We start from the raw sequence: 23,110 nt of genomic DNA on the forward strand, positions 1-23,110 counted from the left end.
CTTATGTTCTTAGCTTGACCCGCCGGTCGATAAACCGAAGCAATATCGTTTCGCCGAGAACGAACGCTCGCACCTGGGACTTGCTTCGCCCCAAGTAGTTAGTCATGAGGTCTTCCGTCTGGGCTGAGTCCCAGACGCCTCCTTGTTCGCCTGCACGATGCCGCGGCTTAGTCGTACACCGCGGTCCCGCTTTTAGCCGCGGCTGTTGCAACCTGGAGCGGCGGTAAAGCGTTAGGGGCACGGCGAGAACCCATCGTGCCGTCGTGAGCTAGTCAATTATTGAACCGCACATGCACAAATTCTTGTACACGGCGGGTCCGTATGTCCATCTCGCACAAAGTGCTTTTTCAGGAAATAGCATGTCCGATCAAACCGCAGGTGCCGGCTCTCCACACCTTGACAGCAATGAACGCGAGCAGGCGGCCGACCATTCCACACCCCGTCCGCTTGTCATCCATGAAATCGTTCGCGAAGAGGGCGAGGCAGCAATGGAGCGCAGCGGCGTTGCGCTCATGTGGTCTGCTCTTGCGGCGGGCTTGTCCATGGGATTCTCTTTTCTCGTCCAGGCGATCCTTGAAGGTGCTTTGCCTGATACCAGCTGGCGACATCTGATTTCGAGTTTCGGCTACACAATCGGGTTCGTGTTTGTGATTCTCGGCCGTCAGCAACTCTTTACCGAAAGCACGTTGACCGCGGTACTGCCCGTCCTGACGCGTCGAAATCTCAACACGCTCGGTAAGACGCTCCGGTTGTGGGCGATTGTGCTTGCCTTCAACCTTGTGGGCACGACGATCTTCGCCGCGCTGTTGCAGTTCAAGCACGTCTTCGGCCCGGAGGTGACAACGGCGCTCGCGGAGGTGGCACGCGCGCCGTTCAGTGCGCCGTTCGGCGTCACACTGGTGCGGGCTGTGTTTGCAGGCTGGTTGATCGCGCTCATGGTCTGGCTGTTGCCGAGTGCGCGTTCGGCTCGTCTCGCGACCATTCTGCTCGTCACCTACACGGTCGGAGTGAGCAAGCTCACGCACGTGATCGCAAGTTCGGCCGAGGCTGCCTACGCGGTGATGATCGGTGCGGCCGGGGTGGGCGATTACTTCAGCGTCTTTTTGTTGCCGACCCTCATCGGCAATATGCTGGGCGGAATCTCAATGGTGGCAATCATTAATCATGCGGCGATTGCGCCAGAGATCGACGACGCGCGGCGCGAGGAGTGAGCTGAGGTTGCGTGCTTCAAAAAACAGTCTCGCTGCCGGAGCCATCGATCCGAGTCACTTATGTATGGAGCTGCGCAGGGAAGCGACGTCGTTCGCGGTGACAGGGCGTGCATCGTTGCCCCAGATGCACGGCGACGGTCTTGTGATTGATCGCGCTCAGAGCACCGATGAACCCCGGCGGATCGCTCTGCTTCGCGCGTAGATGGGATCGCGGATGCTTAAAGCGGAGCTTGGCAACGGACCAGAAAAGGTGACTGCCCAGCGGCTCAATTGTCGTTTTCGACAACGAAAGGACCACTGTCAGAGCAAGGCCTGCCATAAAAGCGCGGTGTTCAAGCCGACGATAAGCCCCGCGCATCCCCACGCAGCCACCAGCGGCGTACGCGCTACTCGCCAGCGGCCCATGAGGCGGGCGTCTGAAGCGAAGTGCACCAGCGGAATGATTGCAAGTGGCAATTGCAAACTCAACACGACCTGCGTTGAAACGAGCAGCGCGTTCGACCCATGTTGACCGTAAAACCCTACGGCGAGCAGGGCAGGACCAATCGCAAGGGTTCTCGTCAGGAGCGCACGTGCCCATTGTGCGATTCGCAGATTCAGGAACCCTTCCATCACCGCTTGTCCAGCGAGCGTGCCCGTGACCGTCGCATTCAGGCCGCAAGCGAGCAGGGCGGAGGCGAACGCAACGCCTGCCCAGTGACTCCCCACGAGCGGTGCAATCAGGCGATGCGCATCGGCGAGATCGTCGACCTCAAGATGACCGCTTGCGTGGAAGACTGCTGCCGCGACGACAAGTAGTGAGGCGTTGACCACAAAGGCCAGACCCAGTGAAGCAAAGGTATCGATGTTCACGCCCTTGAGCGCGCGGCCGACGGTGGCATCATCGTGATTGGGCGCGTGATTCTTAACGAGCGCCGAATGCAGATACAGGTTGTGCGGCATCACGGTCGCCCCCAGAATGCCCGCGGCAAGCCACAGCATGCCGGCGTCTCGCAGCAACGCGCGGGGCGGGGTAAAGCCGCGCAACGCGTCGCCCCAATCGGGATGCGCGAGCGCCAGTTCCACGACGAAGCAGAGACCGACAAAGAGGATCAGCGCCGTAATCGCGCATTGCAAGGGCCGCTTGCCACGGCTTTGCAGCGCAAGCATGACAAACGTGCCCACTGCCGAGCACAGAACGCCGGTGGTGAGGGAGATGCCGAGCAACATCTGCAGGGCGACCGCGCTGCCTACGACCTCCGCCACGTCGCATGCAATGATCGCAATCTCGCAGGCCACCCAGAGCCCGAGCGTGGTGCGCCGACTGAAGCGCTCACGGCAAAGTTGCGCCAGATCGCGTCCGGTAACGAGGCCCACGCGCGATGCAACCCATTGCAACAGCATGCCCATGAGACTGGCGATCAGGACGACGAAGAGCAACCGATAACCATAGCGGGCACCGCCCGCCAGCGCAGTGGCCCAGTTTCCCGGGTCCATATAGCCGACTGCGACAAGTGAACCCGCGCCGACGAATGACCACCAGCGTCTGCGCGGCGTGCGGGGCGACTTATTGAGATCGCGAGAGTGCAACCGAACTTCAGACGCGCGGTCAGAAAGCTGGGCAAGCGCGGACGGTTCGGTATTCATGTGATCAATTACCTTTTTCAGTCACTGCAACGTCAATCGAATCGCCCTCGATCGTGCCGGGCATTGAATCCCTCGATGGATCTTCAGGGGTCTGCTGTTTAGAGCAACTCGCGTTCCGTGCGGGCAGCGACAGAGATCCTCGCCAAGTCACGCCTGCAGATCTCCGCGGCGCGTCCACGGACCACAGGACGGATTTTGAACATCGCCGACTTAATCCGCCAATTGATCCGCGTGTTTGTTCGTGTTCTTGGAGGATGTCAATCGGGATTATGGATTGCTTATCGCTAATACTAATTGGCTAACACAAGAGACGAATATGGACATTCCGAGGCAAGTGGTGTCGTTCTTGAGTTCCAGAGGATTGAAGCTCGCTACGGCCGAATCGTGCACGGCCGGTTTCATCGCATCGTTGATCTCGTCGGTTCCAGGCAGCGGCGCGTGCCTGGACGTGGGCTTCATCACGTATTCGCCTTCCGGAAAAGTTGGCTTTCTAGATGTTCAGGAAGAAACGATGAACCGGTATGGGCTCACAAGTGAAGAGGTCGCACGTGAGATGTCCGAAGGCGCGCTGAGACTCGAAGCGTGCTGCGCAGATGTCTCGGTTTCCAACACTGGCGTTGCGGACGGCAACGCTGGGAGTGTTCCCACGCCCGGAACCCAGTGCTTTGGATGGTCGTACAAACTGCGAAATGGCGAGATCGTCAGCGTCACTGAGACCAAGGTTTTCGAGGGCGATCGCAACGAAGTCAGGCACGCAGCTGCGCTTTACGCGCTGTCGCGTATCGAACACCATTTTTATCATCTCATGCGCGCGCAGGAGTAGCACGAAGACGGAATTGAACGCAGACGGAAATGAACAGGGTCAGCGATGACTCGCGAACGTGGCAAAACGAGGTAATGTGGCTTCCTGGCTCAAGCAAGCGTAGCAACGTGCGGTTGCACGGTCGCCGAGTGCAGAGGACCGCTTGAGATGGAGCTGCCCAACGCAGACCGAGAGTCGTTCATCCCTCGGCCGCGACGAAGATAACTACGTGAACTAACGCGATGCGCTGGGGCTGCGTAGCTCGGTACAGTCGGTTCGCTGCACCGTGACGGAAGTGACGCCCGATAGCATCAGTGCGCTTGACGCGAACCTGTAAAACGCAGAGGCTTGACCATAGCAGACGAATTCGAGACGCCGCGGGCCGGTGTCTTTGCTGCAGACAAGGCCCTGGGCAGCCATGAGTGCAAGAACATCGGATGGTTCGATCGGCGGGACGCCGCATCCATGCAGTGTTATGGTCGCACGCACGCCGCCTCCGGCCTGTAGGTACTGCAAGTCGTTGCCGAGCACGTCAATCCTGAGGCGTACATCGTTCAATCGTCCACACGGCTCAATATCAGGCTTCGCGTATGTTTCTTCGGCAAGCTATTCATGGTTTCTCGCCCGATGTCAGGCCCCTCGTCGCTTCGGAGCAGGCGGGCGAATGCAGGAGCGTCTTACCATCGGTGCGCGGAGCGCGTCCGCGAAGCAAGGACTTGGTTGCCGGCGTGGGACATTAAAGAAATGGCAGGCGCGTGGAATCACAATTCTCTCCGCGTAAGGGAGATAAGGTGCTCGACTCGTCCGCCATTGCGTCTCGGTGTCTCTATGCATCCGTGGTAGTCCATTGTCCAGCCCGCTCGCAATTGGATCGATGGGCGATTGCCTTCCGGTCGGCTGTCGATGCCGCCCAGCCCCATTGCGGGTGCCGGTACGTTGTTGACGAGCGTTGCGTTGGTGCCGACCACGTTATCGTGCTGTATTGGCAGATCCCGTTTCGCATCGAGCCCTTTGCCGTCCGTGTCCACGGTGTCATCGGACGCCTCCATATTGGCATTGTCCACTGAGACGATACGAGACTTGGCCCGTTCGAGTGGATCCGGCGATGCTGAAGTCGAAGCATTCGGATCGATCGGCGGCAGCGGATTCCGGTCCTTTGCTCCGGTCTGATACGAGGTCGGTGGTGGATTCGCTCCAACGTGATCTCGTGCCATAACGTCTGGATCGGCACGGGCAGTCTCCGTTGCCGGTGTCGCAGAAGGCGTTTTGGCCTGGATCTCCCTCTGTTGCGCCTGAGTGGGATTGGACTCGGCGTTGTTCATGAGCTTGCCTGTTTGGTTGCGTCGGTGTGGAGGGAAACGAATTTGTCCGGCATTCGCATAAGTTTGCACAGCATCGGACGTGCCGCGGATCGGCCGAGCGGGACGCGGCAAGCATCGGAGCTCGCGACACCTCCGGCACAGCGGTTGCTCAGCTACGATGCCGACACAAAAATTGAAGGAGCGTCCCGTGAAGCGAAATCTGACTGTCCGTGCAATGTTGAGCGTTGCGCTACTTGGCGCTTTTTCATCAGCGTTTGCCCAAACCCAGGCTGCGAGCACGACGCAAGCCAACGACCTTCCTCCGGTCGACAAGGCGTTCGTGCAGGCCGCTTCGGAATCCAGTTCGACCGAAATCGATACCGCGAAACTCGCCACGAACCAGTCGCAAGACAAAGACGTTAAAGACTTCGCCCATCACATGATGGTCGATCACACCAAGCTGACTGTAGAGCTCAAGATGGCGGCCCCGCACGGTGTTGCGGTCCCCAAAGACAATTCGGACCCCGCAGTGCTCGATGCGCTGAAGCCGTTGAAGGGGAAGGCGTTTGATACGGCCTATATCAAGTCCGTTGGTATCGAAGGGCACCAAAAGGCGATTGCGGCGTTCCAGAAAGAAGCTCAAGAGGGACAGAATGCTGATCTGAAAAAAGCTGCCGCCAAGGCGCTGCCGACGATCCAGCATCATCTGGAAATGGCGCAAGCGCTGGCGGCCAAGAAGGGTGTGCAATAACCATCCGACTGATTGGGCGTACCCGACGATACGGTGACGGCTTGTCTGGGTGAGAGCTCGGGCGAGACGACTCGCAAAGCCGACGCTTGCCCCGTCGAAGCATGCTTTTGGAGGGACGGCAGCCATGTCGCCAGATGAAGCGAGCACCATCGCTTTTGATATCGGATGGGATTTCGCCCGGTTCGGCCGACCGATGGACGTGGCAGCCCATGACTTGGATCTTCTCACCGGATATGCGGCCGGGCGCGAACATTTCCTTGTTGCTCAACACCGTCCCGACCGGTTCGTCTCGAAATGGCTGCAGCTGCGTGTGAACGCCTTCAAACGACGTCGGATCCTGAGCGGTGATGTCGACCCGGCGTATCTCAAGAGAATCGACTGCGAGACCTGCCCGATTACCTTAGTGACGCTTACGCACAGCGCGTTATGCGACAGCGACTGGTCCGTCGATCGCATCAATAACGATGGCGCCTACGCGCCAGGCAATCTGATGGTCATGTCGGTTCGGGCGAACCGCGCGAAGGGTGCGAAAGACTACCGCGATGTGTCTCTTCTGGCTTCTGAGACAGCCAACGGAAAGACAGAGCGCGCCGAGCGCGAGAACCTCTCAAAGCGCGAGTGGGAACGCCTGAGGTGCGTCATGGTCGGGGCGGCGGACGTTTCTGACGCGGCCCCGACACTCACACCGTTGCTCACCCGGATCCCGGAGGATTCCCGAGCGCCGCTTTTCTATGTTCTCCAGCACATGCTCTTGCAGGCCGTTACTCGGGCATCGGCGCGTAACCAGTTAGTCAAGGCGCTAAATCGTCTGCAGCCATCGAACGAAAGGTGTCTGGGGCTACGTTTCGCCGCCGAGCGTCTATCGGTCTTATTGAAAACGTCTAGCTATCCCTACGACGCGCTTGACGACGAACTGTTCCAGCGCCAATTGCGCTGCTGGTTTGTAAATATCCCGCGGACGCACGTGCCAGAACTGCTCGGCTTATGTGCAAGCCACGGGGCCTACCGCTGTGAGCCGACGCTTCCGGCTGCTTGGTCGGTCGAAACCCACGGACGATTCTGAGAAGAAGGAGCAGATGGGGGAAACGGGCAGCGTCCACAAGCGCGAAGCAACGACATCTGAGCGCAGTTCACTGAAGCGCGCGGCGCCCCTCAACACTGCCCACGCCGCGGATTAAAGCACTTCGCGGAGCCCCAAATGATTCCAAGCTACGATGCGACAGCGAATCGTCCGTGAGTGTCGTCTCCTGCACGCGTCATGTGTCGTATTGCACGCTCGATTTGTTCGGCACTTTGATAGTGCACCATGTGGCCCGCACGCGGAATGACGTGTAGCGCGCTCTGCGGTATATCTCGGTGCAGCCGGACCGAATGGGCCTCGACGTCGACAATCTTATCGTCGGCACCGCCGAAGATAGCGACTGGCATTGTTAGCTCGGGATAGCGTTTATGGAGCCGCGCCGCTGCCGGAATCATAAACGCTGCGTCCTCAGCTTCCGCCCGAATCTGCAGCGGACGGGTCAGCATGTCTCGAGGCATGGCGGCGAAGAAATTCTCGGGTAGAGGTGCTGGCGCGAACATCGCCTCTGCGGTGCGCTTGAGCAGAAGCCGCGCGCTTAGGGGAGACACGGTATAGCGCAGTGTGTCGCCCAGCAGCGGGATTGCCGCTGGCGCGCTAATCATGACGTCCAGTCGAGCGCTAGGGTAGTAATAGCCGGAGACCAGAAGCAGGCCACGCACGTCCGCAGGAAAATCCATCGCGAGGTCGAGGGCAACCAGCGTGCCCCAGGAATGACCAAGCACCACGGGCTGCTCGACGCTCAGTTTTTCGAGCGCCTCATGCAAAAGCTGGGCTTGCGCTCGTGACGTCCAAAGTCGGTCGCGCGGCCTCTCACTGTAACCAAAGCCGGGGCGATCGAACGCAATGACACGATGCTTTTCGGCCAGTCGATCAAACAGACCACTACAAAGTCCGTCTTGCAGCGCAACGGTGTTCCCGTGGAGGAGCACAACGGCAGGACCGGTACCCTTTTCGAGATAGTGCAGGCGGACGCCGTCGACCTCGATAAAGCGACCGATCGGCGGGTTACGTCGTTCCGCTTTTCGTACGTGATAGAGGTTCCAAACTGCGAGCGAGGCAAGTGCACCGGCGGTCAGCGCCAAGGACGGCAAAGCGCGCCCCGCGGCGAGGTTCTGGCGGGAGGGATGATTCATAGAGCCTCTGTAAATGCCGATTTAGGAAAAGTCTTCAGGTGAGCGTCGATTCGACCAGTAAAGCGAAACACACCGGTCCTTACGATGAGAAACTTCTGTCGCGTCGCCGCGACGTATGAGCAAGCGCCGTGCGTGGTCGAGCACCGGAGCCACGTTCCGTTCGCTCGTCCCTGGCGTTCGTGCGACCAGTGCGCCCGTAGCGACCGGATTGCGATGATCGGAAACGGTTCCTTTCGATGTAACAGTCGGCATTTCCAACGTCGTTTTTGAATAGATAGGCGTGACCGCCTTCGCAAGTGCGGTCACTCGACAGACGCTCGGCGGACGGTCAGACCGCCTTGCCTGATCCAAGGTCCGCGCTGGTGGTCGGGTCGGCGGCCGGATCGGATGCGGTGCGCGAGGCCATCGACTGGAGTGTTTGCACGTCCTCTTCACACACGGTGACGGTCGCCGTTCCTTCGCCTCCGTCGACAGCGGGCTGCGGGTCCTCGACGAACTTCCAGTGGCCGCCTTCGTTCCATGGGCCGCGGGCGTCGTCGCCCTTGGACATGTTGAAATACACGCTAGTGAATTCCGGATTGCCCGGCAACTTGCCTTGCGGAAAGTTCGGTTGAATGGAATGCAGCGCCTTTTCGAAGGACTTGTGGTGCGCGATCTCACGCGTCATCAGAAAGCCGAGCGCCTCTTTGATGCCCGGATCGTCAGTGACGTTGATAAGCCGTTCGTAGACGACTCTACCGGTCGGCGCCGTGCATTCCTGCCAGGCATCATCGATGCTATATGTGGGGGAATCCTAAGCGGATACCTGCAATGACCTCGCCGTCTTTCCGTATGAGCGGCACGACGTTTGCGCAATGGTTTGCTCCCTGCTTTCCACCTCGATAGGAGAATCGTCATGGCTGTCGCAACTCTCAACGATCTTTTCATTCACGGACTTTCAGATATCTACAGCGCAGAGAAGCAACTGACCAAAGCGCTGCCCAAGCTCGCGCGGGCGTCGACTAACCCGGAACTATCTGCTGCGTTTAAGACCCACTTGGAAGAAACCCAAGGCCAGGTCGAGCGAATTGACCAAGTAGTCGAAACCTCCGGGATCAAGCTCAAGCGCGTAAAGTGCGTCGCTATGGAGGGGCTTGTCGAAGAGGGACAAGAGCAGATTGAAGAAATCGAGAAGGGCCCGATCTTGGATGCGGCGTTGATCGCCGCCGCTCAGAAGGTCGAGCACTATGAGATTGCTGCATATGGGACGCTTGCCACGCTCGCCAAAAAGCTGGGCTACACGGAGGGCATGAATCTTTTGCTCGAGACCTTGGAAGAGGAAAAGGCGACCGACGAAAAGCTGACGATGTTGGCCACGCAAGAGCTTTCTCAAGAGGAGGTCGGCAAATAAGCGCGTTGGCGATGTGAGGCCATACCCAGTTGCGTAGTCGAAGCGGGCCCGGCGTGCGTGACACCGGGCCCAGGAAAGTTCCGCGCGGCGTAATCATCGGATGAATGAAAGCGGTGAAACAATGCGGTGGAACGTCAGCACCTTACCGTGTAAATGAAATGCGGCGCTCTTGTGCTCTTCTGGGGGCCAATCGGGAACAATCGGTGCTCGTACATCTTCATCGTTTAGCCACTCCACGGCGTGGCAGTAGGTCGAAAGCGGAGAACGAGATGAACCTGATGGAAACGGGTTTCGGCATCGACCCCACGCCACGTAGGGCGGACGGCGAGTACATGGCGCATGCAAAAATCACGACGCCCGCCGCTGACGGGCAAGAACCTCAGATCATCATGAGCGGTGACTTGGCCGCATTCGATGAGCGTGAGGATGCAATTGTGTACGCGCGAACGTGGGCCCTCGAATGGATCGACGACGTAAAGGGGTTCCGAAAAGCTGCCAAGTGACGTGTATTTCGAATCCCCGGCGAGGGATGATGCGAAACATGAGGCGGGCCTCGAAATTGATCCGCTGCGTTGCTTCGAAATTTTCGGCGGCAGCAATCTGACCGTCGCATCCCGCTTCATAACGGCCGTTCATCTTATTGCCGAGTGCGCCGATAGGCAGCAATCGACCCTTCTCATCGGTTCGCCGGACAACGACGCTCAGAAAGTCTGATACTGAATAGATCGTCGTCAAATCGCTCCATGTACCAGTTTGCCAATCGCGATCAGGACCGTCTGGGGTCGATTTCCACCGGGTTCTTCAGAAGGATTAATACGTGATCGAAATCTACGCGAGCGCAAATGGCGACAGGTGGCTTCTGCACCGCGGTACCGACGGCGTACCCGCGGTCCGCCATGTGCCGAACGTCGCATCGGGTGGAAAGCCGACCGACGCATCGGTCGCGGATTTTCTGGCATCGGCGCACGCAACGCCGCAGGGCGAGGCGCTTCTCGCATCAATCGCAAACCTCGCCGGCTGCGCAGCCGGAGGACAGTCCTCAACCGTACGCGCGACGGTCAATCAACCCACCGTAGAAAGCCTGTTGCTTGCCGCCGTTCGCGTGAGGACGTTCGCAAATGAACGCCATCTAACGAATGCCAGCGGCTTTTTTTTCGCGCGTGACGAGCGCCTGTTTCTGGTAACCAGCCGGCACGTCGTCCACGATGCGGCGAGCGAACACTTTCCGGACCGGCTCGAAATTGAACTCCACATTGCCAGCGACAACCTTGGGGCGTCGACCTGGTTTTCGCTTCCGCTTTATGCCGCAGGAATGAGCCTTTGGCGAGAGGGTGCGGATGGAGGCGGTAAGGTCGACGTTGCCGTTCTGGAGGTGCTCAGGGAGCAACTGCCCCGCACAGCGGTCTTCGAAGCGTTTGGGCCAGAGCATTTGCCGAAGGCACAAGACGTGATGCCGGTCGGGTCTTCTGTCTTGATTGTTGGCTTCCCGCTCGGCTTCCATGATTCGCTGCACCACCTGCCCGTGGTCAGGCAGGGCGTCATCGCATCGGCCTTCGGTCTACGCTTCCAGGGTAACGGCTGCTTTATCACTGATGCGCGCACTCACCGAGGCACCAGCGGCGCGCCCGTCGTGATGAGCGATGCGAACGCCGCAACGGCGAGTAGCAGTTGCGCGCTGCCGTGGAAGCTGCTGGGCATTCACTCGTCAACGATCGACATCGGCGGACGGGACCTGCAAGTCGACGAATCTCTTGGGCTGAACAGCGCCTGGTACGCCGACATTCTCATGACGATCACACAACCACCTATACAGGGCGCAATAATGACCGAGCCTAACGACACCGATCAGCACTCCGTTCAAGAAGGACGTAGTCAGCGCGACGCACCTCAGCCATCAACCGAACACGAAAAGGATCGCGCCGCGCAAGACGCGCTGGATCGCGGCGACAAGGAAAAAATTGATAAGACGCTCGATCAGCTGAAGGTCACGACCACCGAGTCGGGCAAAGATCAATCGCGCAAACCCGACACAGAGGGATCAAATTCGTCGAGCAAAAACCTTGACGAGCAAAACGACTGATTGAACGGTTTGAGTGCGTCCGATGGGGTGTCGACCGTGTGGAATATGACCTTTCACCCCAGGGCACCTTCGATCGCACTGATGTGCCAACCGGGCGAATAGGCGCGGAAGGGCATCAACAGTCTAGAGACGCTCGGCGGTCCGAGATTGTGTCGCGGGAACAGTCCGGGGACCACGGCTTTCAGCAGCCGCGACGGGGCGATGGCCAAGTTGCCGACGTCATAAATTAGGGACACGGGGACGGGCCCGCTGCTTGCGGAGATGTTGCTCAGCCTTTTCGCGGTTGCTGAAGGCATCCCGCTTATGAGGAGCATTAGATGAGTAGAGCGCAGGACACAAAGAAGACGCAGAAGAAGGAAGAAGAGGGCGACGAAGACGCCGAAGGAAAAGAAAGCCGCAAAAAAGGAGAAAAAGGAAGCGTCGAAGCGGCAGTGAAGAGTTCAGGTCTTGGTGAGAAGCAGACCCGCTTAGAAGGGCATAAATCGCCCGTTGTCTGAGCTCCTCCGAGGCCATCTGCTTTGTCTTCAACCTGCACATCACGCTGGATGCACACTCGACCGCAGCTGGGATACGTCAATGAATTTTCTCGCCCCATTTTTCGTGGCACACAACGCGTTCTGGTCGTATGCCATGCCCGGCGCTTTAATATCGGGAGAATTCCTCTCTTCGCACGACAATGCGGCCCTCGACCGCCCAGCGCAAGATTTGCCCATGGCGCATGCGAGCGGCGCGCCTGAACGGGTCAGCGAATCCGGCGCGCAGGAAAGTGACTATTTGACTTCTGCCGTACGCGCACAAACGCCCGCGACTTCTCCTGCCTCATTGCCTGAGGAACCGTCGCGGTCGGCGATTACGGGATCGCAGTGGTTGAGTCACACCGTTGAGCACTGCGGGCACGCTCACCGCGCGAAGGTCTACGTTCCAAGTAGCTACGACGGTCAGCCGTTACCGATGATAGTTATGCTCCACGGCGCGCAGCAACACCCCGATGACTTCGCGGCGGGAACAAAGATGAACGTGGCCGCAGAAGACGCTGGGTTCATTGTGGTGTATCCGGAGCAACCGGAAAGCGCCAATCTGCTGCGTTGCTGGAACTGGTTTGTACCGTCGAATCAGGCGCGCGATACCGGGGAAACCGCAGCGCTCGCCGCCCTCACGAATGAGCTTATCGTCCGGTTCAACGTCGATCGTGCGCGAGTGTATGTGGCGGGACTCTCCGCGGGAGGTGCCATGGCAATCAATCTGGCTGTCACTCATCCCGACCTATACGCGGCCGCCGCTATCCATTCAGGCTTGGCATTCGGGGTCGCCAACGAGCATCTCTCAGCGTTGTGCGCGATGAACGACGGTCGAGGCACGATTTGCTTGCCAAAACGAGAAGATGACGTGGCTCGGACGCGCACACTGCCGTTGATCGTTTTCCACGGTGACGCCGACGACACCGTGCACCCGCTCAACAGCGAGCAGATTATGGAGATGAGCCAGTTGTTGAACAGTCAAGCGACCGACACGCGAGTGTGTACAACGACGCGGACGGATTACGAAGCAGGGCGCCACGCCTATACTCGGGACGCTTGGCGTGACCAGGACGGGTCGTTGCTTGCCGAGCGATGGGTCGTGCACGGGCTTGGTCATGCGTGGTCGGGCGGCCATTCTGATGGAAGTTATACGGACCATCGTGGGCCTGATGCAACCACGGAGATTGTTCGATTCGTTAGCCAGTTTTCACTCGAAAATGGGCCAGATCGCCTGTTGATGTGAGCCAACGCGATCGCCTTCACATGTAGAGCGTAGCGGCGACTGCAGAAATTTCCCGTTCATTGTGCATTAGCTGCATTGGCATTAGAACGGGAATACGTCGGGCTGACTTCCAGTTCCAAGTAATAAGCATAACTGATAATGTCTATCGCACTAGCGTTCGCCGGCCAGAATTGTGCATTTCCGGTTTATCAAAGAGGGCAACGGGCAGTGGCGTAAGACTTTCCGCCGGATCACCGTTGAAACGACGAGCCGACCTAATTTGAGCGATGGCTCGCCAACGCGCCGACGGCCGCCATCGCGCCTGTGGTGTTGCAGCTCGATGAAGCCGTCACGCTCAAGCAGCGAGCCGCCCGAGGCGACGCGGTGCCGCTGCGGCCGATCAAACCGTCCCGCCTTGAACTGGTGGTTATCATCGCCCTAGCCGAGTCCTATGGGGCTGCGCTCTATCGAGACGCGCGCTTTATACCGGTGATCGATTTCATCGCCGACGAGGGCGCGGTCGCACTGGTGCAGCGCGTGATGTATGGCGCGCTGCCGGACCAAGACAACAGTGACGACTGTCCGCCGGCGACGGCCGAAGACAACGCGCGCCTCGCCGACCTGCTGCCCGAGGCGTGGATCTCGACGACGCTCAACTGAGCGAGCCCGACCAGTTGGTCTCCGGTGTTCGCAACCAGCAGCGGCTTGGGTCCCGGATACAGGCTCACGGGTAACCGTCACTCGAAGCGGAAGCGTCGCTGGACGAGCGCTTGCAGCGTCTCTCCGTGCACAAGGAGTCCCGCATTCCTCTACAAGTTGCTTTGGGTTCGGGAAGCCTATGCAGGCGCATTCAATGCTGAACGAACCGCCCGTGCGAGTTCATCGAGCTGAAACGGTTTACGCAGCGCCGTGAAGCGCTTGTCAGTGATCGTCGAGATGTCGATATCTGCGTAACCCGTAGCCAAGATGACTGGCAAATTCTCGCGTATTTCGCGGGCTTTTCCTATTACTTGCAATCCGTTCATTCCGCGCATCGCGTAATCGACCATCAGCAGATCTGGATCGTCGACACGAAGGCGTTCGAGACCGCTAACGCCATCTGGGGCTTGTGTGACCTTGTATCCGAGAGCCTGCAGACATTCGACGAGCATGCTTCGGACGTCTTCATCATCCTCGATCACGAGGACGCGGCGTGCCTCCTGTACGCTGTTATCCGCGTCGGGACCAGCGACGACTTCGGGCGCTTCCTTCGCACCGAGTGGCAACCACATCTCGACGGTGGTGCCTTTGCCCAGCTCACTCTCGATTCGTGCGATGCCGCCTGCCTGCCGCGCGATTCCATACACTTGACTCAGTCCCAAACCCGTTCCCTTGCCGACAGGCTTCGTCGTGAAGAACGGGTCGAACACCCGAGAGAGAACGCTCGGTTCGATGCCCGCGCCAGAATCGCTCACACTGAGAACCACATAGCGTCCGGCGGCAAGGGTCTCGTCTGGCGCAGGACGCTCGTCCGCGGCGATTGAAAGGCGTCCGCCGTCCGGCATCGCGTCGCGCGCATTAATGGCGAGATTGAGCACGGCAAGTTCAAGCTGGTTCACGTCTGCCCGCGTCCAGAGATCTTCCGAATCGGTATGGGTCGAGAACGCGATGGCGGGTCCCAGCGAGATCGAAATAATGTCGCGCATGCCCTGAAGCAGCGAAGCGACGTTCACCGCCTTCAAGTCGAGATTACTTGTGCGTGAGAAGGTGAGCAGTTGTGCAGTGAGTTTGCCTCCACGCTCGGTAGCGCGTTTGATAGTCGTGGCCATTCTGCGCACCCGCTCGTCAGTGCTCAGGCGCGCGAGCAGCTCCGCATTGGCCATGATGACGTTCAGCAGATTGTTGAAGTCGTGCGCAATACCGCCTGTCAGTTGTCCCAGTGCTTCCATCTTCTGCGACTGCACAAGCACCGCCTGCACCTTGGCGCGCTCGTGCATCTCGTTCATAAGCCGATCGTTCGCCGTTGCAAGCTCACGCGTGCGTTCGCTGATACGGCTTTCGAGCGATTCGTTGAGGTGCTCGAGTGCTTCTTGCGCTCTGACGCGTTCGATTAGATGCTGCTCGGATTCCGCGAGGTGGCTGCGCGACTCATACTGTCGGGCGCGGGCACGCAGGGACGATGCCACCGCACGGCGCAATGTCTCCGAATTTAACGGCCGCTCGAGCACGACTACATTTCCCAGCCGTTCGAGCGTGTTCACGCTGGCGGCGGAACGTCGCTCGCCGGTACGCCCCGAGAGCAGGATCACGGGAAAATCTGACCAGGCCGCCTGATGTTCGAGCCAGCCTCCGAGTGCACGGACGCTATCGTTGCGCACGGATTCCTCAGTGAGGATCGCAACTCCCGCGCCCCGTTCGAGTTCCTTCAATAAACATTCGAAATCAGGACACGCTAAGCAGCTTCGCGCATCGGTCGCGAGAACGTCGGCGATGACGTCGACGTCGCGGCCGAACGGCGCCATGATGAGAACACGAAACTCCACGGTGCTAGTCGTCATGCGGCTTCTGCTTGCCGTTGGACGGGGGAAGCATTGCAGTGTCCCCTTGATATCGCGGCAGGCCGCCCAGAACGCCTTCAAAATCGCGCAGCGCTTCGCCAACGATCAGGCCGCCGCTGCCAAGCTGGAACTGTCGGATGGAGCGCTCGTGTCCGCTCGTCCGGCTCTTGACCGCGGTAACGGCAGAAAGTACCTCGCCGCGGCGTTCGAAGTAGCGGAACAGCACGACCACATCGCTTAGATAGCTAATATCAATGTCGCTCTGAATCTCTCCGATGACACCGTGCTGTCCCAGAACAAGCATGGTGATCACGCCGCGCTGATTCAGGTAGGTGAGCAACTCATGCATCTGCAACAGCAGATAGCGTTCTCCGGGCATCGCTTGCAGGAACGCGTTGAGACTATCGATCGCGACAAAGCGCGCGTTGTCTTGCTCCACACTCTTCCTAACGTCGCTTGCGAACTCGCCCGGCGAAATTTCGGCGGGATCGATCTGGCGCAACGTCAGCAATCCGCTATCAAGGTGTCGTCTGAGATCGATGCCCAGACTGGTGGACCGCTTGAGGAGCGTGGCTCGCGTCTCGTCAAAAAGATAGTAGACGCACGCCTCTCCGCGCTCCAGTGCAGCCAGCAGACACGACGCGACCGTGGTCGTCTTGCCGACTCCCGACGGACCGACGAATAACGTGTTCGTCCCGGGGAAAAGGCCACCGCCCAGGAGTGCATCCAGTGCCTTGGTGCCCGTGGTTAGTGCGCTCGCCGGATATTCTATGTGATGCTCCGCGGCGACGAGGCGTGGGTAAACTTTAATTCCCCCAGTCTCTAGCGTCATATCGTGGTAGCCCTCGCGAAATTTGATGCCGCGCATCTTGGCAATCCGCAAGCGCCGACGTTCGCCGCCATAGTCGTGTACCAGATTGGCGAGGCTTATCACGCCGTGCGCGATGCTATGCAGTTGTAGATCGCCGGGTTCCGACGTGTTGTCATCAAGCAGCAACACGGTGCAGGCGCGAGTCGCGAAGTAACGCTTTAACGCGAGGATCTGGCGTCGGTATCGCAGCGGGTTCTGCGACAGCATTCGAAGTTCGGACAGACTGTCGAAGACGAGGCGGACTGGCTTGAGTTCGTCGATCTGCGCGATCGCATCACGCACGGTCTCTCCCAATTCGACTTCCGCTGGATGCAAAACGCTCTGTTCGAAGCGAGGATCAAGGCCTTCATCGGACAGCAGTTCGATAATCGTGATGTGTGCCGTATCCCATCCGTGGCTATCGGCAACCGCGACGAGTTCCGCCTTCGTTTCAGACAGGGTTATGTACAGGCCCGGCTCTCCAAGTTCAGCGCCTTTAAGTAAGAATTGCATAGCCAGCGTTGTTTTGCCTGCCCCGGGTGCGCCCTCGATCAAATACATGCGATGCGGGGTTAATCCACCGCCAAGGATATCGTCTAGGCCCGCGACGCCCGACGAGGTACGGCTAAGACGCGGCTGATTGCTCATGGCTGACATAGTTGCTCGAATTGCTGGTTGTTGTTGCCGGCTGCAAATAAAAGCAATAAGTGGACCAGTCGCGCCGACGGGCAGCCTGAATGACGAAAAGCATTGACAGTTCCCATGCGGCGCTATATTGTGGGTCTCGAAATATTCAAGAAGCTCGATTGCTGATCACCATTCTCCGCCTCGTCTGCGCGGTACTCGCTGTCCTCTCTTCTTCCTTGAAGTTTTTGCTCGCTCCGCACTGGAGCTATTGTTTTATTATTTCAGGGAATTTTCATGGATACCGGTACTGTCAAGTGGTTCAACGATAGCAAAGGCTTTGGCTTCATTACTCCTGATGCTGGCGGCGACGATCTCTTCGCTCACTTCTCGGAAATCCGAGGCGATGGCTTTAAGACGCTCGCCGAAAACCAGAAGGTGAGCTACGAGACAAAGCGCGGCCCGAAGGGCATGCAGGCGGCGAATATCTCGCCGCAGTAACGTATTCAAAGGGCCGGTCTACCGGCCCTTTGATTGTCAGCGCGACTAGCATCCTCGCGGAGCCATGCGCTCCCGATATGATCGCCGGCTTTCCACCTGCGCATCATTTGTCTTCCGAGACGATCGGCCTTGCCCCCATTTCAGTTTATTTTGTACTGTGCGACATGATGTCGTGCGGTCGTTATCGTTTATGCAGAATCATAAATATATTCACCCATACAACGGTTATTTGGTCTCGCCGTCCGCTCACCAGTTACCTGACGGCTGGTTCGCTGCTAATTTGCTGCTCACAAGAGGTGAAGCCTGCAGTGCGGAACTGGTCTCCTACCATTTCGATGCGCTCGACTACTTCGATAGCGAAAGGCAGGCGGTGGGACACGCCACAGCATGGGCGCGTGGCTGGGTCGACAGCCGCGGTTAAGTCGGCACGGCCTAACCGCACGAAGGTCATTTGCATCGCAAGGAGCAGAGATGGCGTTATTGGTGATGCAAGTCGCGGTAAGCGGGGAACTGGTAGAGGTGTTCGAGATGCCGGTTGATGATGTCGACGGCCACCGGATGCTCGCTTGCGCGAACGAGGATGAGCGCGTGATTCATCGCGCCGGCCAGATACTTGAAGACGGTGAGGTGTGGATCGACCTGATCGACAGGGACGGCGAGACGCTGTTCGATCAGGTTGCCTGTTTCCACCGGGCAGATGCCGCCGATGCGTTGCAGCTTCATTTCAACATGAACGCCGAGGTTGTTAAAGACTGTCTCTCAAAATCAAATGTTGCCTCGCTGTACGCGAGGCATCGCGTAGCTGCCCAGGCTTACTTCCGCAAGATTGATCGCCTCGTCGACTGCTCCATGGTGAGCTCCAGACAAAGCAACCGCCGGCGGGTCGGTGACGCCACTGTCATGGATCTCGTTATTGAGCTTCGCAGACGGCTGGACAGTGCGGACACCGTGCTCGCGCTCAGCGAGCTCCCGATGCGCGTCCAGGCCGCGGCCGATCAACTGAAGGAAGCTGCGGAGTCCTACGCGGCTGCTGTCCAGCATCTGTGAAACTTGTCATTCAGTGCACAGCTACGGATGTAAAGGCGATTGGCATCATGCATAGAACCGTCAACTATCGGGGGCTGGAGATTTGCATTGAACTGCGACCCCGTAGACACGCGCGGTTTCGCACTGCACCTCGCCGCCTGGATGGGGTGAGAGGGGCACCGGCACATAACATTACAGGGATGCCTGATGGACGAACGGAAACGGGACAGCATGATTGCGTATCTCCGCCACCGCATGGAAGACTTTGGCGTCAGCCCGGATGACCTCGCTTCCTTCCTGGCGACAAGGCCTGTGGGATCCGATATGGGTCGCTACGGAAACGCTGGCGGTGATACATGGAGCGGCGAAGGCGAGATGCCTCAGTGGTTAAAACAGGCCATCAGCGCGGGACAAAGCATCGGGCACTTCGAGCTTCCGTGGGGAGCACCCGTCCAACCGGCAATGCAGTCCGGTGCGGACTGGAAGAACGACCCCTTCGCTGGAACCGCCCTCGCGCGGTCAAACCACCGTTAGGCCGTTGCCCGTCGTTTCAGCGTTCGCCTCTGCCTCTACTAGCTATAACAACGTCTTAGCCGCTTCCGCGCACCCCGCCTCGTCTTGCTCGTTTGTCAATTAGAAGGAAGAAGTGAGTGAATGAACGGGTTTCCAACTTCTCGGTCGTTGGCGTCGCAGGCAAGCGTGATTTCTCTTCACCAACCCAACGAGCGATTCACAAGGCCCCATGGCCGTCGTACGGTCGGGACACTGCGCGACTCCGTCGCGTGCCGCGTACGAATCGCGCTAGCCTCGTGGATGCACCTGAGGGTCACCGCGCCGATCGCCAGTTCGCAGCGCCGGTCGTGCCGTTCGATGTGGACGGCCGGATGGCTTCGACTGAGTATGCCCGCAAGGTCGACTCGGCGGACGACCGCTGTACTTTAAACGGAGAGCTGTCCCCATTGTCTTCCCCTTATAATTCGGTATGACTCCCTCGTTCTCCCTTGCAACAACGCTACAAATGGTGTTGTCCACGCCGCCCTTCGGATTGCTGACCGCACGCATGTCCACCCACCATCTGCCTTCCACAGATTTCGAACGCGAGCACTGCAAGCCGCGCCCGGCGATTGTATGAAAGTACCGAAAAGGCTTGCACCGCTTCTCGAGGAAGGACTCATCGACGAAGTCATCGGCCAGTTGATGAGCGGCAAGGAGGCAACCGTCTACGTTGTGCGCTGTGGCGACTCGACGCGTTGCGCCAAGGTCTACAAAGACGCGAAGCAGCGCAGCTTTCGGCAAGCCACGTCCTATCGGGACGGCCGTAAGGTCAAGAGTAGCCGGCAGGTGCGTGCGATGGAGAAAGGAACGCGCTATGGCCGCCAGATACAAGAAGAATCGTGGCAAAACGCCGAAGTCGACGCGCTGTTCAGGCTTGCCAACGTGGGCGTGCGAGTGCCGCAGCCGTATATCTGTACAGACGGCGTGTTACTGATGGAACTCGTGCTCGACGGATCGGGTAACGTCGCGCCGCGCCTCAACGACGTCGATCTGACTGAAGCCCGCGCGCTTGAAATGCATGCGCTGCTTCTCGACCAGGTTGTGCGAATGCTGTGCGCCGGGATCATCCATGGGGATTTGTCTGAGTACAACATCCTGTTGGCGGCTGAGGGCCCGGTCATTATAGATTTGCCTCAGGCCGTCGATGCCGCAGGCAACAACCAGGCTGCTTCGATGCTCAAGCGCGACGTTGATAACCTCGCCAGCTACTTTGGTCGGTTTGCACCGCAAATTCTGGGCGCTGAGTATGGAGCGGAGATCTGGTCGCTGTTTGAAGCAGGCGATCTTCATGTCGGTGTCCAACTGACCGGCCGCGTGAAAGCCATCATCCGACCCGTCGACCTCGATGCCGTACTTCAGGAACTTGAAGAGACGCGTTTGGAAGAAGACGCCCGGGTGCGGTGGCAGCAGGACCTCAGTGCCGGGCGATAGCAAATTCCTGCGCCAAGTCGTCCGAGATAGCGGTCGGCCGCCGGCGGCGACGTTGCCAACGCTAACGTCAGTGTCTCGCGGACTCTCAGGTCTCGTATTGGCCGAACCCGCATCTTCGCAGTGGTCGAGACGAATTTCCCAACGTACTTATCCACAGATTCCGTTGACAAGCTTGTAGGCAACTTCCTAGTAACTCGCCAAGTGCCTGAAGTAACTGGAGTTTGTCAATCTGCATGAAAGCATTCGTCGTTGAGGCCGCCTTGATCGACGCTAGCGGCACATTGGCGGCTGCAATAGCAATCGACCGGCGACGGAGAAGATGATGTTGTTGTGTCGTTTATGGGAGACGTGCTTGTAGCCATCCCCGGTCAGAGCCCGGGAGGTAATCCGCTCGGTAGGTTGATTAGTAAACCTGATAATGTTTATTACCGAGATTGCATTTCAAGGGGGAAATGGGCCATTTTCAATATACTAAAGAGGGCAGCGAGTGCGCCAGGGTTGGCCGGCCATCTAGCGTTGCGCCCCAGAATTGATTTGCGTTATTTCAGATCCTTCTATGATCGAGTCGCGGCGTCCAGGAGGCGACCATGGGCGCAAGGGAATCGAGGTTGTCGTGTCCGATATGTAGCGAGAACAATTGCTGTCAATGAGCCACTCGCGTTCACTGCCTCATTCTCTGGTCACCAGGCAAAGATAGTCTTGATGGCCGGAGACGGTCATACGAGCCAGGAACTTGCAACGCGGTGCGAAATGCCGCTGCCGCCGATCACGCGAACTTCATATACGCTTTCCAGTGCATTTTACATAAATACAATTATCGCATTTTCACGTGTCAGAGCTTTTTAGTAATGTCCGGTTTGGGCTCGTTAGAAATGTCCGGTTTTGCCCTTTGAGGCGCACGCTGATAAGCACGCGTCTGCAAGGGGCTCCACCATGAACGAGCGTGGTTTCATCACGGCGACTATGCACGAACTCGAACGCATCAAAGTGATCGAGGCGGTCTGCGAGCATCGGCTGACGATGGTGCGGGCTGCCGAGCGACTCGGACTATGCGAGCGCCAGATCAGCCGTCTGGTTCGCCGCTATGCCGCGAGCGGTCCGGCTGGGTTGATCTCGGGCAAGCGCGGACAGCCGAGTAATCGCGAATTACCCGTCGATCTGCGCGCCCGGGCCATGGCGCTGGTGCGCGAGCGCTATGCCGATTTTGGTCCGACGCTGGCCTGCGAGAAGCTGCGTGAATGTCACAACATCGAGTTGGGCAAGGAAACGGTACGGCGCTGGATGCGCGATGCCGGGCTCTGGATTGCGCGCAAGCAGCGTCCACCGACGCTACACCAGCCGAGGAACCGCCGATCGTGTCTGGGTGAACTGATTCAAATCGATGGCAGCGAGCATCGCTGGTTCGAGCAACGCGCACCGGCTTGCACGTTGCTGGTGTTTATCGATGATGCGACGGGCCGGCTGATGACCCTGCACTTCACGGCGACCGAGTCGACTTTCAGCTACTTCGAGGCCATGCGCAAGTATCTCGAAGCGCATGGCAAGCCGGTGGCGCTCTACAGCGACAAGGCGGCGATATTTCATTGCAACAACCACGCCGAGGCCGCTGGCAAGGGCGTCACGCAGTTCGGACGGGCTTTGTTCGAGCTCAACATCGATACCTGGTGCGCCAATAGCAGCCAGGCGAAGGGACGCGTCGAGCGGGCCAATCTGACTTTGCAGGATCGGCTGGTGAAGGAGCTGCGCCTACGGGGCATCAACACGCAGGAAGACGCCAACGCTTACGCGCCCCACTTTATTGCCGACTTCAACGGCCGCTTCGGCAAGGTCCCGAGAAGCGCGTTCAATACGCATCGCGCGCTCAGAAGCGACGAGAACATCGAGTTGATCTTGAGCTCACGCGTGGCGCGGCGCGTGACCAAGGTGTTGACGGTGCAGTACGACCGGGTGATTTACATGCTCGACGATACGGCAGAGAACCGCGCGCTGATCCACCAATATCTGGACGTCTTCGAGTATCCGGACGGACGCATCGAGATTCGCGTGAATGGGGCCGCCCTCGCCTATCGTCAGTATGACCGGCTCTCCGAGATCGATCAGGGTGCCGTGGTCGAGAACAAACGGCTTGGACACCTCCTGCAAGTCGCCCAGCTTGTGCAGGCCGAGCGCGACAATCGCTGCGCTTCGGGGATGCCGTCCCGGACGAACCAGGGGATGGCGCCACGGCCAAAGGAGCGCAAGGCGGGCACGCACACGCAGCGTGAACTGACGCGCGAGCAACTCAACGCGGCCGTGCTGAGTACCGCCAGAGAACGGGCAGCCGCGGTGGGGAAATAATTGATCCAAAGAAGGATTCACAAGCCCTAAAACCGGACATTTCTAAAAAGTTTAAACGGGGGTGCGGCGGAATTCTTGGACTGGTTTATGTCGTCAGCCCCAGACTCTCCCGGTATTCAATCGGACTGAGTGCG

21 protein-coding genes and 1 pseudogene are annotated in these 23,110 nt (G+C 58.7%); 16 read left to right on the plus strand and 6 right to left on the minus strand.

From position 1 onward, the window contains the following. Positions 1 to 359 precede the first annotated feature (359 nt). Positions 360 to 1,211, plus strand: coding sequence for a formate/nitrite transporter family protein (locus tag AWB82_RS33280; protein WP_086973548.1), 852 nt, complete (start codon positions 360 to 362; stop codon positions 1,209 to 1,211). 300 nt (positions 1,212 to 1,511) lie between these two features. Here the strand turns inward: AWB82_RS33280 and AWB82_RS33285 are convergent, their stop codons facing one another. Continuing rightward, positions 1,512 to 2,837, minus strand: a complete 1,326-nt coding sequence (locus tag AWB82_RS33285) for an Nramp family divalent metal transporter (protein WP_086973549.1) — start codon at positions 2,835 to 2,837, stop codon at positions 1,512 to 1,514. A gap of 316 nt (positions 2,838 to 3,153) precedes the next feature. On the opposite strand from AWB82_RS33285, the gene AWB82_RS33290 reads away from it, so the two are divergent. Then, complete coding sequence (locus AWB82_RS33290) at positions 3,154 to 3,660, plus strand: CinA family protein (protein ID WP_086973550.1); 507 nt, start codon at positions 3,154 to 3,156, stop codon at positions 3,658 to 3,660. 740 nt (positions 3,661 to 4,400) lie between these two features. Here the strand turns inward: AWB82_RS33290 and AWB82_RS33295 are convergent. Then, positions 4,401 to 4,961: a DUF3005 domain-containing protein gene (locus tag AWB82_RS33295; protein ID WP_086973551.1), complete on the minus strand. Its 561-nt coding sequence runs from the start codon at positions 4,959 to 4,961 to the stop codon at positions 4,401 to 4,403. Positions 4,962 to 5,175: 214 nt separating this feature from the next. Between AWB82_RS33295 and AWB82_RS33300 the strand changes: the two genes are divergently transcribed. Together AWB82_RS33300 and AWB82_RS33305 are read left to right on the plus strand one after the other, a co-directional pair. Then, positions 5,176 to 5,691 (plus strand): DUF4142 domain-containing protein, encoded by a 516-nt coding sequence (locus tag AWB82_RS33300; protein WP_086973552.1) that lies wholly within the window; start codon positions 5,176 to 5,178, stop codon positions 5,689 to 5,691. A 124-nt stretch (positions 5,692 to 5,815) separates the two neighbouring features. Then, on the plus strand, positions 5,816 to 6,754 hold the full coding sequence (locus tag AWB82_RS33305; RefSeq protein WP_086973553.1) for a hypothetical protein: 939 nt from the start codon (positions 5,816 to 5,818) through the stop codon (positions 6,752 to 6,754). Positions 6,755 to 6,900: 146 nt separating this feature from the next. On the opposite strand, the gene AWB82_RS33310 is transcribed toward AWB82_RS33305, so the two are convergent. Next, a complete protein-coding gene (locus AWB82_RS33310; protein ID WP_086973554.1) occupies positions 6,901 to 7,905 on the minus strand; it encodes an alpha/beta fold hydrolase in 1,005 nt (334 codons plus the stop codon). 328 nt (positions 7,906 to 8,233) lie between these two features. Further along, positions 8,234 to 8,641 (minus strand): annotated as a pseudogene (locus tag AWB82_RS33315) (manganese catalase family protein); the annotation flags it as partial. Between the two features lie 159 nt (positions 8,642 to 8,800). Here AWB82_RS33315 and AWB82_RS33320 point away from each other — a divergent pair. The 7 genes from AWB82_RS33320 (at position 8,801) to AWB82_RS33350 (ending at position 13,775) form a co-directional block, all read left to right on the plus strand. Then, complete coding sequence (locus tag AWB82_RS33320; protein ID WP_086973555.1) at positions 8,801 to 9,295, plus strand: YciE/YciF ferroxidase family protein; 495 nt, start codon at positions 8,801 to 8,803, stop codon at positions 9,293 to 9,295. A 269-nt stretch (positions 9,296 to 9,564) separates the two neighbouring features. Further along, positions 9,565 to 9,798, plus strand: a complete 234-nt coding sequence (locus AWB82_RS33325) for a hypothetical protein (protein ID WP_086973556.1) — start codon at positions 9,565 to 9,567, stop codon at positions 9,796 to 9,798. A gap of 1 nt (position 9,799) precedes the next feature. After that, entirely contained in the window at positions 9,800 to 10,009 is a 210-nt protein-coding gene (locus AWB82_RS33330) for a hypothetical protein (protein WP_086973557.1), read from the plus strand. Positions 10,010 to 10,112: 103 nt separating this feature from the next. Beyond that, the gene (locus tag AWB82_RS39050) at positions 10,113 to 11,375 is read left to right on the plus strand and encodes a S1 family peptidase (protein WP_327345920.1); all 1,263 of its coding nucleotides are present in this window, start codon (positions 10,113 to 10,115) and stop codon (positions 11,373 to 11,375) included. A gap of 317 nt (positions 11,376 to 11,692) precedes the next feature. Beyond that, positions 11,693 to 11,872, plus strand: a complete 180-nt coding sequence (locus AWB82_RS33340) for a hypothetical protein (protein WP_086973558.1) — start codon at positions 11,693 to 11,695, stop codon at positions 11,870 to 11,872. 79 nt (positions 11,873 to 11,951) lie between these two features. Then, complete coding sequence (locus AWB82_RS33345; RefSeq protein WP_086973559.1) at positions 11,952 to 13,136, plus strand: extracellular catalytic domain type 1 short-chain-length polyhydroxyalkanoate depolymerase; 1,185 nt, start codon at positions 11,952 to 11,954, stop codon at positions 13,134 to 13,136. A 306-nt stretch (positions 13,137 to 13,442) separates the two neighbouring features. Next, the gene (locus tag AWB82_RS33350; protein ID WP_086973560.1) at positions 13,443 to 13,775 is read left to right on the plus strand and encodes a hypothetical protein; all 333 of its coding nucleotides are present in this window, start codon (positions 13,443 to 13,445) and stop codon (positions 13,773 to 13,775) included. A gap of 176 nt (positions 13,776 to 13,951) precedes the next feature. On the opposite strand, the gene AWB82_RS33355 is transcribed toward AWB82_RS33350, so the two are convergent. Together AWB82_RS33355 and AWB82_RS33360 are read right to left on the minus strand one after the other, a co-directional pair. Beyond that, the gene (locus tag AWB82_RS33355) at positions 13,952 to 15,637 is read right to left on the minus strand and encodes an ATP-binding protein (RefSeq protein ID WP_086973566.1); all 1,686 of its coding nucleotides are present in this window, start codon (positions 15,635 to 15,637) and stop codon (positions 13,952 to 13,954) included. Positions 15,638 to 15,641: 4 nt separating this feature from the next. Beyond that, positions 15,642 to 17,159, minus strand: a complete 1,518-nt coding sequence (locus AWB82_RS33360; protein ID WP_235023539.1) for an ATPase domain-containing protein — start codon at positions 17,157 to 17,159, stop codon at positions 15,642 to 15,644. 264 nt (positions 17,160 to 17,423) lie between these two features. Here AWB82_RS33360 and AWB82_RS33365 point away from each other — a divergent pair, with 264 nt between their 5' ends. From AWB82_RS33365 to AWB82_RS33390, 5 genes are all read left to right on the plus strand, one after another. Then, positions 17,424 to 17,627, plus strand: coding sequence for a cold-shock protein (locus tag AWB82_RS33365; RefSeq protein ID WP_007584087.1), 204 nt, complete (start codon positions 17,424 to 17,426; stop codon positions 17,625 to 17,627). A gap of 471 nt (positions 17,628 to 18,098) precedes the next feature. Further along, positions 18,099 to 18,674 (plus strand): hypothetical protein, encoded by a 576-nt coding sequence (locus tag AWB82_RS33375; protein WP_086973562.1) that lies wholly within the window; start codon positions 18,099 to 18,101, stop codon positions 18,672 to 18,674. A 186-nt stretch (positions 18,675 to 18,860) separates the two neighbouring features. After that, complete coding sequence (locus AWB82_RS33380; RefSeq protein ID WP_086973563.1) at positions 18,861 to 19,187, plus strand: H-NS histone family protein; 327 nt, start codon at positions 18,861 to 18,863, stop codon at positions 19,185 to 19,187. 594 nt (positions 19,188 to 19,781) lie between these two features. Continuing rightward, positions 19,782 to 20,639, plus strand: coding sequence for a PA4780 family RIO1-like protein kinase (locus AWB82_RS33385; protein ID WP_086973564.1), 858 nt, complete (start codon positions 19,782 to 19,784; stop codon positions 20,637 to 20,639). Between the two features lie 933 nt (positions 20,640 to 21,572). After that, entirely contained in the window at positions 21,573 to 22,976 is a 1,404-nt protein-coding gene (locus AWB82_RS33390; RefSeq protein WP_086973565.1) for an ISNCY family transposase, read from the plus strand. The last annotated feature ends 134 nt before the right edge of the window (positions 22,977 to 23,110 follow it).

Origin of the sequence: Caballeronia glebae (assembly GCF_001545035.1) — a bacterium.
GTDB classification, from domain to species: Bacteria; Pseudomonadota; Gammaproteobacteria; order Burkholderiales; family Burkholderiaceae; genus Caballeronia; species Caballeronia glebae.

Coding starts and splice junctions, on each gene's coding strand:
- AWB82_RS33285 (WP_086973549.1), bottom strand. CDS start 2,837: ATGAATACCGAACCGTCCGCGCTTGCCCAGCTTTCTGACCGCGCGTCT.
- AWB82_RS33390 (WP_086973565.1), top strand. CDS start 21,573: ATGAACGAGCGTGGTTTCATCACGGCGACTATGCACGAACTCGAACGC.
- AWB82_RS33345 (WP_086973559.1), top strand. CDS start 11,952: ATGAATTTTCTCGCCCCATTTTTCGTGGCACACAACGCGTTCTGGTCG.
- AWB82_RS33295 (WP_086973551.1), bottom strand. CDS start 4,961: ATGAACAACGCCGAGTCCAATCCCACTCAGGCGCAACAGAGGGAGATC.
- AWB82_RS33360 (WP_235023539.1), bottom strand. CDS start 17,159: ATGTCAGCCATGAGCAATCAGCCGCGTCTTAGCCGTACCTCGTCGGGC.
- AWB82_RS33320 (WP_086973555.1), top strand. CDS start 8,801: ATGGCTGTCGCAACTCTCAACGATCTTTTCATTCACGGACTTTCAGAT.
- AWB82_RS33290 (WP_086973550.1), top strand. CDS start 3,154: ATGGACATTCCGAGGCAAGTGGTGTCGTTCTTGAGTTCCAGAGGATTG.
- AWB82_RS33340 (WP_086973558.1), top strand. CDS start 11,693: ATGAGTAGAGCGCAGGACACAAAGAAGACGCAGAAGAAGGAAGAAGAG.
- AWB82_RS33300 (WP_086973552.1), top strand. CDS start 5,176: ATGTTGAGCGTTGCGCTACTTGGCGCTTTTTCATCAGCGTTTGCCCAA.
- AWB82_RS33385 (WP_086973564.1), top strand. CDS start 19,782: ATGAAAGTACCGAAAAGGCTTGCACCGCTTCTCGAGGAAGGACTCATC.
- AWB82_RS33280 (WP_086973548.1), top strand. CDS start 360: ATGTCCGATCAAACCGCAGGTGCCGGCTCTCCACACCTTGACAGCAAT.
- AWB82_RS33325 (WP_086973556.1), top strand. CDS start 9,565: ATGAACCTGATGGAAACGGGTTTCGGCATCGACCCCACGCCACGTAGG.
- AWB82_RS33380 (WP_086973563.1), top strand. CDS start 18,861: ATGGACGAACGGAAACGGGACAGCATGATTGCGTATCTCCGCCACCGC.
- AWB82_RS33305 (WP_086973553.1), top strand. CDS start 5,816: ATGTCGCCAGATGAAGCGAGCACCATCGCTTTTGATATCGGATGGGAT.
- AWB82_RS33375 (WP_086973562.1), top strand. CDS start 18,099: ATGGCGTTATTGGTGATGCAAGTCGCGGTAAGCGGGGAACTGGTAGAG.
- AWB82_RS33310 (WP_086973554.1), bottom strand. CDS start 7,905: ATGAATCATCCCTCCCGCCAGAACCTCGCCGCGGGGCGCGCTTTGCCG.
- AWB82_RS33365 (WP_007584087.1), top strand. CDS start 17,424: ATGGATACCGGTACTGTCAAGTGGTTCAACGATAGCAAAGGCTTTGGC.